The 12,343-nt window shown below is 69.6% G+C and carries 7 protein-coding genes and 1 pseudogene; 2 read left to right on the top strand and 6 right to left on the bottom strand.

Features of this window, described 5'->3' with window-relative positions; translation table 11 throughout:
• Window positions 1–14: 14 nt before the first annotated feature.
• The 5 genes from AB8Z36_RS12115 to AB8Z36_RS12095 all read right to left on the bottom strand — a co-directional run bounded on the left by AB8Z36_RS12115 (window position 15) and on the right by AB8Z36_RS12095 (window position 6,418).
• Window positions 15–1,448 carry an NAD-dependent succinate-semialdehyde dehydrogenase gene (locus tag AB8Z36_RS12115; protein ID WP_369213255.1) on the bottom strand — a complete coding sequence of 478 codons (1,434 nt, stop codon included), beginning with the start codon at window positions 1,446–1,448 and terminating at the stop codon, window positions 15–17.
• A 131-nt stretch (window positions 1,449–1,579) separates the two neighbouring features.
• Window positions 1,580–3,142 (bottom strand): glycoside hydrolase family 13 protein, encoded by a 1,563-nt coding sequence (locus tag AB8Z36_RS12110; RefSeq protein ID WP_369213254.1) that lies wholly within the window; start codon window positions 3,140–3,142, stop codon window positions 1,580–1,582.
• A gap of 59 nt (window positions 3,143–3,201) precedes the next feature.
• A complete protein-coding gene (locus AB8Z36_RS12105) occupies window positions 3,202–4,083 on the bottom strand; it encodes a carbohydrate ABC transporter permease (RefSeq protein ID WP_369213253.1) in 882 nt (293 codons plus the stop codon).
• A 5-nt stretch (window positions 4,084–4,088) separates the two neighbouring features.
• Window positions 4,089–5,045 carry a carbohydrate ABC transporter permease gene (locus AB8Z36_RS12100; protein ID WP_369213256.1) on the bottom strand — a complete coding sequence of 319 codons (957 nt, stop codon included), beginning with the start codon at window positions 5,043–5,045 and terminating at the stop codon, window positions 4,089–4,091.
• Window positions 5,046–5,050: 5 nt separating this feature from the next.
• Window positions 5,051–6,418 (bottom strand): ABC transporter substrate-binding protein, encoded by a 1,368-nt coding sequence (locus AB8Z36_RS12095; protein ID WP_369213252.1) that lies wholly within the window; start codon window positions 6,416–6,418, stop codon window positions 5,051–5,053.
• 359 nt (window positions 6,419–6,777) lie between these two features.
• On the opposite strand from AB8Z36_RS12095, the gene AB8Z36_RS12090 reads away from it, so the two are divergent.
• The gene (locus AB8Z36_RS12090; protein ID WP_369213251.1) at window positions 6,778–11,061 is read left to right on the top strand and encodes a discoidin domain-containing protein; all 4,284 of its coding nucleotides are present in this window, start codon (window positions 6,778–6,780) and stop codon (window positions 11,059–11,061) included.
• A 100-nt stretch (window positions 11,062–11,161) separates the two neighbouring features.
• On the top strand, window positions 11,162–12,175 hold the full coding sequence (locus AB8Z36_RS12085) for a LacI family DNA-binding transcriptional regulator (RefSeq protein ID WP_369213250.1): 1,014 nt from the start codon (window positions 11,162–11,164) through the stop codon (window positions 12,173–12,175).
• Here AB8Z36_RS12085 and AB8Z36_RS12080 read toward each other — a convergent pair.
• Window positions 12,094–12,343 (bottom strand): annotated as a pseudogene (locus AB8Z36_RS12080) (hypothetical protein); the annotation flags it as partial. The gene AB8Z36_RS12085 and the pseudogene AB8Z36_RS12080 overlap by 82 nt on opposite strands.

Genomic DNA, 12,343 nt, shown 5'->3' with positions numbered 1-12,343 from the left:
GAGCTGCGCGGGTTCTAACCCGCGATCCCGCGCAGCTCCGCGTCCGGCGGCAGCACCCTGACCAGCTTGCGGTTGACGAACTCCCGCATGCCGAGCTGCGAGAGCTCGCGGCCGTAGCCGGAGCGCTTGATGCCGCCGAACGGCAGGTCGGGCTGGGTCGAGGTCGGGTGGTTGACCCAGACCATGCCGGTCTCGACGCGCTCGGCCACCCGGCGCCCGCGCGCCTCGTCCGCGCAGAACACCGACCCGCCGAGCCCGTACTGGCTGTCGTTGGCGAGCGCGACGGCCTCGTCCTCGTCGGCCACCCGGTACACGACCGCGGCGGGCCCGAAGAGCTCCTCGGCGTAGGCGCGCATGCCCGGCTTGACGCCGGTGAGGACCGTGGCCTCGACGAAGGCACCCGGACGGTCGATCCGGTGGCCGCCGGTGACCAGCTCCGCACCCTGCTCGACCGTCTCGCGGATCTGGTCGGCGAGGTCCGAGGCGGCCTGCTCGGAGGAGAGCGGGCCCAGGGTGGTCGCCTCGTCCGCGGGATCGCCCGGCCGCAGCGCCTCGAACGCGCGCCGCATCCCGGCCACGAAGTCGTCGTACACGTCGGCGAGGACGATGAACCGCTTCGAGGCGACACAGCTCTGGCCGGTGTTCGCCATCCGGCCCGCCACCGCCGCCCGCACCGTGCGCTCCAGGTTCTCGCCGTCCAGGACGATGAAGACGTCGCTGCCGCCGAGTTCGAGGAGGCTCGGCTTCATGTTCCGCCCGGCGCGCTCGGCGACCCGGGCGCCCGCGCCCTCGCTGCCGGTCAGGGAGGCGCCCCGGACGACCGGGCTGTCGATGATCCGCGCGATCTCGTCGTGCCCGACGAACAGGTTCGTGTATACGCCCTCGACATCCTCGACGCCCTGGGCCGCCGCCGCGTCACGGAACAGCGTCTCCAGGGCGAGCGCCGACTGCGGACAGATGCCCGCGTGCTTGACCAGCACGGTGTTGCCGAGCACCAGGTTGGGCTCGGCGAAGCGGACCACCTGGTAGAGCGGGAAGTTCCACGGCATGACGCCGAGCAGGACACCGAGCGGCTCGCTGAGCAGGTACGCCTCGCCCTCCTCGACGTCGAGCGGCTCGGCGGCGGCGAAGTCCGGACCGTGCTCCGCGTAGTACTCCAGGATCGAGGCGGCGAGGTCGACCTCGCCGCGCGCCTCGGAGATGAGCTTGCCCATCTCCAGGGTGATGAGCTGGGCAAGCTCCTCCTTGCGCTCCCGCATGAGGGCCGCCGTCCGCCCGACCACGGCCGCGCGCTCGGCGATGGGCCGCTCGCGCCACGCCCTGAACGCGTGATCCGCGGTGGCCAGCGCGGCGTCGACCTCCTCGCCCTCGATGGACGGGAACTCGGCGAGGGTCTCCCCGGTGTACGGGTTCACGGTCGCGAACGAGCTTGTGCGCTGCTCTGACATGCGGTCTCCAGGGCGAGGGGGTCCGGGCGCAGGGCGGAACGTCACGTTCCGCCCCATTTCAGGGTTGCCCTTCGACGGCGGTGCAAACGCCGGAACCGCCGGAGATGTGCGGTCTGGCCGCGGGCGCTCCGTCAGGCCCGCAGCCAGACCGCGGTGTCCTGTGGCAGCCGCCCCCGCGGGGACAAGGGACCGCTGGCCAGCAGGAGTTCTGTGTCGGCGGGCAGCGTCACCTCGGCGGGTCCGAAATTGACCAGACAGATCCAGGTGGTGCCGTCCCGTTCGGAGGTACGGGCGAAGGACAGGACACGCGGCTCGTCGGAGCGCAGCCGGTGCAGCGGCCCGGCGTCGCCGAAGGCGCGCCGCAGCCGCAGGGCCGTACGGTAGAGGGAGAGCATCGACCCTGGGTCGTGCGCCTGAGCGTCGGCGGCGTAGGCGGCCCAGTCCGGCGGCACCGGCAGCCAGCTCCGCTCCGGTGCCCCTTCCCAGGGCAGCGGTACCCGGCAGCCGTCCCGGCCCGGGTCCACCCCGCCCGAGCGCGCGTACATCGGGTCCTGGATGCACTCGGGGGCGATCTCCGCCTCCGGGAGGCCCAGCTCCTCGCCCTGGTACAGATAGAGCGAGCCGGGCAGCGCCAGGGTGAGCAGGGCGGCGGCCCGCGCCCTGCGGGTGCCGAGCGCCAGATCGGTGGGGGTGCCGAAGCGCTTGCGCTCGAAGGCGAAGCCGGTGTCCTCGGCCCGCCCGTAACGGGTGACCGTGCGGGTCACGTCGTGGTTGGCTAGGACCCAGGTGGCGGGCGCGCCGACCGGCGCGTGCGTGGACAGGGTGAGGTCGATCGACGCCCAGAGCTGCGCCGGGTCCCACGGCCGGGAGAGGAAGTCGAAATTGAAGGCGGTGTGCAGCTCGTCGGGGCGCAGATAGCGGGCGAACCGCTCCGCGTCCGGCAGCCAGATCTCGCCGATCAGCGCGGCCCCGTACTCATCGGCGATCCGCCGCCAGGAGCGGTAGATGTCGTGCAGCCCGGGCTGGTCGTGGAAGGGGTGGGGCCGTGCGGGGTCCATCGAGGGCAGCCCTTCGGCCTTGGCGAGCAGCGCCGCGGAGTCGATGCGCACCCCCGACGCGCCCCGCTCGAACCAGAAGCGCAGCACCTCCTCGTGTTCCTCGCGCACCTTGGGGTGGCTCCAGTTGAGGTCGGGCTGTTCGGGCGCGAAGAGGTGCAGGTACCACTCGCCGTCCTCCGTGCGCGACCACGGCACCCCGCCGAACTCACCCACCCAGTCGTTGGGCGGCTCCTCGGAGAAGGGCCGGAAGTGGAACAGCTCCCGCTCGGCGGAGCCGGGCCCCGCCGCGAGGGCGGCCTTGAACCATTCGTGCTGGTCGGACACGTGGTTCGGCACGATGTCCACGATGCAGCGCAGACCCAGCTCCCGGGCCTCGGCGATCAGCTTCTCGGCCTCGCAGAGGCTGCCGAAGGCCGGGTCGATGGTGCGGTAGTCGGCCACGTCGTAGCCGCCGTCGGCCAGCGGCGAGAGGTACCACGGGGTGAACCACAGGGCGTCCACGCCGAGGTCCGCCAGATAGGGCAGCCGGGCCCGGACACCGGACAGGTCGCCGGTGCCATCGCCGTTCCCGTCCGCGAAGGAACGGACGTACACCTGATAGATGGCAGCGCTGCGCCACCACTCCGTGCTGGGCAAGAGGGAGTCCTTTCGTACGGATCGCGTACGGACGCAAGGGGCGGGGAGGGGAGCGCGGCTCAGCCCTTGAGGCTGCCGGCGCCGAGCCCCGCGACGATGTGGCGCTGGAAGACCAGGAACAGCGCGATCAGCGGCAGGGAGGCCATCACGAGCCCGGCCACCAGGCTGTTCAGCGGGGTGTCCTGGGCGACGCGCTGGAGGAAGACGCTCAGCGGCTGCTGGGCCGGGTCGGGCAGGACGAGCAGCGGCCAGAGGAAGTCCTTCCAGGCCGTGACGACGGAGAGGATGGAGACCACCGCGAGGATCGGCCGGGCCAGTGGGAGCACGATGCGCCACATGGTCGTCAGCGGTCCCGCGCCGTCGACCCTGGCCGCGTCGAGGAGTTCGTCGGGGATGCGGTCGAAGAAGTTCTTCAGGATGTAGATGTTGAACGCGTTGGCGGCGGCGGGCAGCCAGACGGCGCTGGGACTGTTGATCAGGTTGCGGTTGAAGAGCGGCACGTCCACCACGGTGAGGTAGACCGGCACCAGCAGGGCGGTGGCGGGCATCATCAGGGTCACCAGCATCGCGCCGAGCACCACGTTGCCGAAGCGCGGGCGCAGCTTCGACAGGGCGTAGGCGGCCGGGACCTGCACCGCCAGCTGGACCAGCCAGGCGCCTCCGGCCAGGATCACCGTGTTGAGGAAGTAGTCGGCCAGGTCCATCTCCCGCCACGCCTTGGCGTAGTTCTCGGGGTGCCAGCTCTCGGGGACGTAGGTGGGCGGGTTCTGCGCAAGCTCCGTGGAGGACTTCATGGCGCCGGTCGCGGCCCAGTACATCGGGACGATGAAGGCCACCGTGAACAGGACGAGCGCGACGGTGAGCGTCGACCAGTAGACCAGCCGTCCCTTGCGCGTCCTGAGGACGGCGGGGCGGACGAGGGTGCGCGTCGAGGCGGACAATCCCCTCACTCCTTCGCGGCGCGGGTGACCCGCAGATAGAGGGCGGAGAAGGCGGCCAGGACGATCAGGAGCAGCAGGCTCAGCGCGCTGGCGGTGCCGAAGTCGTTGTAGACGAAGGCGTAGCGGTAGACCAGGAACATCACGGTCACCGTGGAGTCCTCGGGGCCGCCGCCGGTCATCACATAGGGCTCGGTGAACACCTGCATCGTGGCCACGATCTGGAGCAGCAGCAGGACCAGCAGCACGAACCGGGTCTGCGGGACGGTGACGTGGCGCAGCCGCTGCCACACGTTGGCGCCGTCGAGCTCGGCGGCCTCGTACAGCTCGCCCGGGATGGTCTGGAGCGCGGCGAGGTAGATCAGGGTCGTGGTGCCCATGTTGGCCCAGGTCGAGACGATGACCAGGGAGATCAGCGAGGTGGAGGAGGAGTCCAGCCAGGCCGATGTCGGCAGGTGCAGGGTGCGCAGGATCTCGTTGAGCAGCCCCGGGCCCGGGTCGTAGAACCACTTCCACATCAGCGCCACCACCACCGGGGGCAGCATCACGGGCAGGTAGACGAGGACCCGGAAGTACGCCCGCGCGTGCCGGAACTCGTTCAGGAGCACCGCGGTCAGGAACGGCACCGCGAAGCCGAGCAGCAGCGCGTACAGGGTGAACAGGCCGGTGTTCTTCCAGGCGGTGAGGAAGAGCGGGTCGTTGAGGAGCTTCCGGAAGTTGTCGAGGCCGTTCCAGGTGTTCCCCGTGGCGAAGTTGACCTCCTGGAAGCCCAGGAACACATTGCGGATGATCGGCCACCACGAGAACAGCGCGAAGATCACCACGGCGGCGCAGAGGAACCCGTACGCCGTCAGGTGCTCCCGCAGCACCCGGCGCCGGGCCGCCCGCCTCCCCTGGGAGGCGGTGGACAGCGGGCGCGTGGGCGCCGGGCGGGACGGGGCCTTCGGCGAGGTCTTGAGCGACATGCTCATCAGGAGGCGCTGTAGATCGCGTTGACCTTCTTCTCGGCGTCGTCGAGAAGCGCGTCGATGTCGGCGTCCTTCTTGGTGAGGACCGACTGCATCGCCGAGTCGAGCACCGCGTAGACCTCCTGGGCCCTGGGCGGCTCGATCACGCCTTCCACGTTCGGCGCGGAGTCCATGAACGCCTGGTAGTTGCCGGTCGGCATGTTGGCGTTGTCCTTCTTGACCTTCTCGACCCGGTCGCGGACCGCGCCCTCGAAGACGTCGGGGACCATCGGCATGGGGATGCCCACCGGCAGGTCGGCCTCGGCGTAGTCGGCGACGTTCTTCTCGATCAGCTCGGGGTTGAGGTAGCGCCACTGGATCCACTGGACGCCGGCCTTGATCTTCGCCGGGGACGCCTTGGGGTTGATCATGTAGCCCTCGCCGCCGAGCAGGGTGCCCTTCGCGTCCGGCACGGGGGCCAGGGCGTAGTCCTTGTACGTGCCGCCGAACTGCTTGGCGATGACGGTGATGTTGTCGGCCGCCGATATGTACATGCCGAGCTTGCCCGAGCCCATCATGCGCTGGACGTCCTCGACCTGGAGCAGTTGCTTGCTGCCCATGGAGTCGTCCTTCCAGCGCATGTCGTACAGGTCCTGGAAGGTGGCCTTGCCCTCGGGGGTGTTGAAGGCGGCCTTCCACTTGCCGCCGCTCTCCTCGGCGATCCGGCCGCCGCGGGAGTACAGCTCCGCCGTGTAGTGCCAACCGCCCTGGTTGTTCTTGGAGAAGTCGGCGTAGCCCACCGTGTTGTCGCCGAGAGCCGCGATCCTCTTGGCCGCCCTGCGCACGTCCGCCCAGGTCCTGGGCGCCTGGTCGGGGTCGAGCCCGGCCTTCTTGAACAGGGCGCGGTTGTAGACGAGACCCATCGAGTAGTTGGACGTCGGCAGGCCGTACTGGCGGCCCTTGCCGTCCTGGAAGATCTTCATCAGCGGGTCCTGGACGTCGTCGCGGTGCGGCATGTCCTTGACGGCGTCGGTGATGTCCGCGGCCTGCCTCTTCTCGATCAGGGACCGGGTGTCGGTGAAGTAGACGTAGAAGACGTCCTCCAGCTTGCCGCCCGCCAGCTTGGCGTTGAAGGTCTTCGGGTCCATGAAGCCCTCGTGGGGCACGATGTCGATGTCCGGATGGGCCTTCTCGAACTGCTGCACGTGCTTGTCGAAGAGCTTGCGTTCGAAGGCCTGGGTCTTGGGCGGCTGCCCGTTGACGTCGAGCGTCACCTTGCCGCCGGAATCCGATTCGGCTCCGTCGCTGCTGGTGCCGCAGGCGGACAACGGCACCAGCGCGAGAACGGCGGCTGTGGCGAGCGAGAGCGCACGGCTGCTCGTGGTTGACATCGGGGGACCCCCTCCGGGTCGTGCTGTGGTGCTGCGGGTGCTGCCGGGTGCGGCGCATACATAACCATCGTCGCAACCCTCGCGCAATAACTTGTACGAAGATTGCAAAAACGAGATTGAAGGGGTGAAGTGGCGTCCAGAGCATCGGCTTGAGCGATCAGGGACCCGCACATCGGCCACTCGACCTGGACGTGCGGGGCGGTGACCTCGTGCGGGCGCTGTGTGTGACGGCCCCCGTGGGGCTGCGGAGTGGTCACGACTTCAGCGCGGTCTGTAGTCAACTCAACAGAACTCTGCAATTCTCCCACTCTTCAACGCGAAATCCTGCGCGCCACCAGAGCGAAGGAGTTACGAGAGCCATGCAACGCATCAGAGGTGCCGTGGGCGCCGCCCGGAGATCCCACCGGTGGTGGCGGCCGTTCGCCGCCGCGCTCACCGCGAGCCTGCTCCTGCTCGGACTGCCCGCGCTGCCCGCCATGGCGGCGGGCGGCCCCGACCTCGCCGCGGGCAAGCCCGCCAAGGCGAGCAGCGCCAAGTCCGACCACACCGCCGGGCGGGTCACCGACGGCGACCCCGGCTCGTACTGGGAGAGCGCCTCCTCCGACCTGCCGCAGTGGGTCCAGGTCGACCTCGGCCGGGCGACCCGCGTCGACGAGGTGGTCCTCAGGCTGCCCGCCGCCTGGGAGGCGCGCAAGCAGACCCTGTCCGTCCAGGGCAGCACCGACGGGGAGAGCTTCAGCACCCTCTCCGCGTCCGCCGCGCGCTCCTTCGAGCCCGGCGCGGGCAACTCGGTGACCATCGGCTTCCCCGCCACCCGGACCCGGCACATCCGTGTGCACGTCACCGCCAACACCGGCTGGCCCGCCGCCCAGCTCGCCGAACTCCAGGTGCACGCCGCCGCCGACGCCTCGGTCAACCTGGCGCTCGGCAAGACCCTCAAGGCCGGCACCCACACCCAGAACTACGTCGCGGCCAACGCCAACGACGGCAACCGCGACAGCTACTGGGAGAGCGAGAACAACAAGCTGCCCCAGTGGATACAGGCCGACCTCGGCGCGACGAGGCGGATCGACGAGGTGGTGCTGCGGCTGCCCGACGGCTGGGGCGGCCGCAGCCAGACCCTGAAGATCCAGGGCAGCACCAACGGCTCGGACTTCACCGACCTGACCGCGTCCAAGGAGTACGCCTTCACCGCGGCCACCGAGCACTCCGCGACGCTCTCCTTCGACGGCGCGAGCACCCGCTACGTCCGTGTGCTGATCAGCGCCAACACCGCGCAACCCGGCGGCCAGCTCTCCGAGCTGGAGATCTACGGCCCGGCGGGCGGCGACTCCCAGGCACCCACCGCGCCCAAGAACCTCGCCATCACCGAACCCGAGCCGGGCCGGGTCAGACTGACCTGGGACGCCGCGGAGGACGACAAGGGCGTCACCGCCTACGACGTCTACGCCAACGGCGAGCTGCGCACCAGCGTCGCCGGAGACGTCCGCACCTACACCGACACCCAGCCGGTGAGCGCCGACGTCACCTACTACGTACGGGCGCGCGACGCGGCGGGCAACGCCTCGGCCAACAGCAACTCCGTGACCCGCAAGGGCGAGGGCGGTGACACCCAGGCCCCGACCGCGCCCGCGAACCTGGCCTACAGCCAGCCGTCGACCAGTGAGATCAAACTGACCTGGACCGCGTCGAGCGACAACGTCAAGGTCACCGCGTACGACGTCTACGCCGACGGCAAGCTCCTGAAGTCCGTGGCCGGTGACGTGACGACGTACACCGACACCCGCTCGGCCAACACCACGGTCACCTACACGGTGCGGGCCAGGGACGCGGCGGGCAACGTCTCGGCCCACAGCAACGCCGTCACCCGGGCGGGCGGCGGCAACAAGAACCTGGCCGAGGGCAAGCCCATCGCGGCCTCCTCGGTGATCCACACCTATGTCGCGGAAAACGCCAACGACGGCCAGACGTCCACCTACTGGGAGGGCGCCGCGAACAGCTACCCCAACACCCTCACCGTCAAGCTCGGTGCCAACGCCGACGTCGACTCGGTCGTCGTCAAGCTGAACCCGGACCCGGGATGGAGCACCCGCACCCAGACCGTGCAGGTCCTCGGCCGCGATCAGAAGGGCGATGACTTCACCTCGCTGGTGGCGGCGAAGGAGTACACCTTCAGCCCGTCCGGCAACCAGAACACCGTCACCATCCCGGTCTCGGCGAAGGCCGCCGACGTGCGCCTGCGCTTCACCGCCAACAGCGGGTCGACGGCCGGGCAGGTGGCCGAGTTCCAGGTGCTCGGCGCCCCGGCGGCCAACCCCGACCTGGAGATCACCAAGCTGTCCTACGCACCGGAGACACCGGCCGAGACCGACGAGCTGACGCTGAGCGCGACCGTGCGCAACCGCGGCAGCGAGGCCTCCACCGCCACCGACGCCACCTTCCGCCTCGGCGGCGACAAGGCCGGTACGGCGACCGTGGGCGCGCTCGGCGCGGGCGAGTCCGCCACGGTGACCACCAAGGCCGGGGCGCGCCCCGCGGGCTCGTATCCCTTCAGCGCCGAGGTGGACCCGGAGAACAAGGTGGTGGAGCAGGACGAGGGCAACAACACCTTCACGGGGCCGAGCCCGCTGGTGGTCAAGCCGGTGGACTCCGCCGACCTGGTGGCCTCGCCGGTGAGCTGGACACCGTCCGCACCCACCAAGGGCAAGGACGTCACCTTCACCGTCGCCGTCAGGAACCAGGGCACCAAGGCGTCCGCGTCCGGCGCGCACGGCATCACCCTCGTCGTCCAGGACGACAAGGGCGCCACGGTGAAGACCCTGACCGGCGAGCACAACGGCACGATCGGCGCCGGTGACACCACCGCACCGGTCAGGCTCGGCACCTGGACGGCGGCGGGCGGCCGCTTCACCATCAAGACGGTCATCGCCGACGACGCCAACGAACTGCCGGTCAAGCGCGCGAACAACACCAGCACCCGCTCGCTCTACGTCGGCCGCGGCGCCGACATGCCCTACGACACCTACGAGGCGGAGGACGGTGTCCTCGCGGGCGGCGCCAGGACGGTCGGACCCAACCGCACCGTCGGCGACCTGGCGGGCGAGGCGTCGGGCCGCAAGGCCGTCACGCTGAACTCGACCGGCGAGTCGGTGGAGTTCACCGCCAAGCAGGACACCAACACCCTGGTCACCCGCTTCTCCATCCCGGACGCACCGGGCGGCGGCGGCACCGAGGCGACCCTGAACGTCTATGTCGACGGCACCTTCCGCAAGGCGATCGACCTCACCTCCAAATACGCCTGGCTGTACGGAGACGAGGCCGCGCCCGGCAACTCGCCCGGTGCCGGACCCGCCCGGCACATCTACGACGAGGCGAACATCATGCTCGGCTCGACGGTCAAGGCGGGCAGCAGGATCAAGCTCCAGAAGGACAGCGCGAACACCTCCCGCTACGCGATCGACTTCGTCGACATGGAGCAGGTGGCACCGAAGGCCAACCCCGACCCCGGCTCCTACGCGGTGCCCGCCGGGTTCGGTCACCAGGACGTGCAGAACGCCCTGGACAAGGTCCGCATGGACACCAGCGGAAAGCTGACCGGCGTCTACCTCCCCGCGGGTGACTACGAGACGAGCAACAAGTTCCAGGTCTACGGCAAGGCCGTCAAGGTGGTCGGCGCGGGACCCTGGTTCACCCGCTTCCACGCGCCGAAGTCCCAGGAGAACACGGACATCGGATTCCGCGCGGAGGCGAGCGCCAAGGGCTCGTCCTTCTCGGGCTTCGCCTACTTCGGCAACTACACGTCCCGCATCGACGGACCCGGCAAGGTGTTCGACTTCCAGAACGTCTCCGACATCACCATCGACGACATCTGGAACGAACACATGGTGTGCCTGTACTGGGGCGCCAACACCGACCGCATGACCATCAAGAACGCGCGCATCCGCGACATGTTCGCCGACGGCGTCAACATGACCAACGGCAGCACCGACAACCTGGTCAGCAACAACGAGGCGCGGGCCACCGGGGACGACAGCTTCGCCCTCTTCTCGGCGATCGACGCCGGGGGCGCGGACATGAAGAACAACGTCTACGAGAACCTGACCACGATCCTGACCTGGCGCGCGGCGGGTGTCGCCGTCTACGGCGGCTACAACAACACCTTCCGCAACATCCGCATAGCCGACACCCTGGTCTACTCCGGGATCACCATCAGCTCCCTGGACTTCGGTTACCCGATGAACGGCTTCGGCACCGACCCGACCACCTTCGAGAACATCACGATCGAACGGGCGGGCGGCACCTTCTGGAAGGGCCAGGATTTCCCCGCGATCTGGGCGTTCTCCGCGTCCAAGGTCTTCCAGGGGATCAGGGTGAACAACGTCGACATCGTGGACCCGACGTACCACGGAGTGATGTTCCAGACGAAGTACACCGGCGGCAACCCCGAGTTCCCGGTGAAGGACACGATCTTCACGGATGTGTCCATCTCGGGCGCGCCGATCGGCGTCTACGTCAACGAGCTGCCCGAGGCGGGCCAGGGACCGGCGGTCGGCGAAGCCACCTTCGTACGGCCGAAGTTCAGCGGCAACGGACAGAACACCAAGAACGACACGTCCACCTTCAAACTCACCATGCAGCCCTGAGGTGTGATCCGGCGCGGCCGTCCGTACACCGGGCGGCCGTGCTCCTTGCCCGTAACCCGAGCGAAACTCGCTTGCAGCGGTTTGCGCTATTCTTGCGGCCATGACGCGACGACTTGCTCAAGTTGCGAAGAAGGTGGGGGTCAGCGAGGCGACGGTCAGCCGCGTCCTCAACGACAAGCCCGGCGTCTCCGCCGCGACCCGCCAGTCCGTGCTGACGGCGCTCGACGTCCTCGGCTACGAGCGCCCGACGCAGCTCAGAGGCGAACGCGCCCGCCTGGTCGGCCTGGTGCTCCCGGAACTGCAGAACCCGATCTTCCCCGCGTTCGCCGAGGTGATCGGTGGCGCGCTCGCCCAGCAGGGCCTGACGCCCGTGCTGTGCACCCAGACCAGGGGCGGGGTCTCCGAGGCCGACTACGTGGACCTCCTCCTCCAGCAGCACGTCTCCGGTGTCATCTTCGCCGGCGGCCTCTTCGCGGAGGCCGACGCGCCGCACGACCACTACCGCAGGCTCGCCGAGCGCAACATCCCGGTCGTCCTCATCAACGCGTCGATCGAAGGACTCGACTTCCCCTGCGTGGCGTGTGACGACGCCGTCGCCGTCGAGCAGGCGTGGCGCCACCTCGCCTCGCTCGGTCACGAGCGGATCGGCCTGGTGCTCGGCCCCTCCGACCACATGCCGTCGCGGCGCAAGCTGGAGGCCGCCCGTGAGGTGGCGCGGGCCGCGGGCACGGAGCTGCCCGACGAGTACGTCGAGCGGTCGATCTTCTCCCTGGAGGGCGGTCAGGCCGGTGCGTCGCGGCTCCTCGACCGCGGCGTCACCGGCATCGTGTGCGGAAGCGACCCGCTCGCCCTCGGCGCGATCAGGGCGGCCCGCCGACGCGGACTCTCCGTACCCTCCGACGTCTCCGTGGTCGGCTTCGACGACTCGGCCTTCATGAACTGCACCGAGCCACCGCTCTCGACGGTGCGCCAGCCCATCGAGGCGATGGGCCGCGCGGCGGTCGACCTGCTCTGCGCCCAGATCCGGGGCACTCAGACCCACCCGGGCGAACTGCTCTTCGAACCGGAACTGGTCGTACGCGGCTCGACGGCACAGCAGTCCTCGACGGACTGACGCGCGACGCTGCCCGGGACGGTCCTGCCGGTCCGCGCGTCGAGCAGTCGGCGCTCGCCCACGGGACGACGCAGCTCGACGGTCACCCGGCGCATCCGGGCCTGCTTGGTGCAGTCGCCGCCCTCCCGGTGCCCGGTGACGGCGGCCGACAGCACGACGGCGTCGGAC

It is taken from the genome of Streptomyces flavofungini (assembly GCF_041028215.1).
Lineage (GTDB): Bacteria > Actinomycetota > Actinomycetes > Streptomycetales > Streptomycetaceae > Streptomyces > Streptomyces flavofungini_B.
This window is presented reverse-complemented; position numbering and strand designations above follow the sequence as displayed.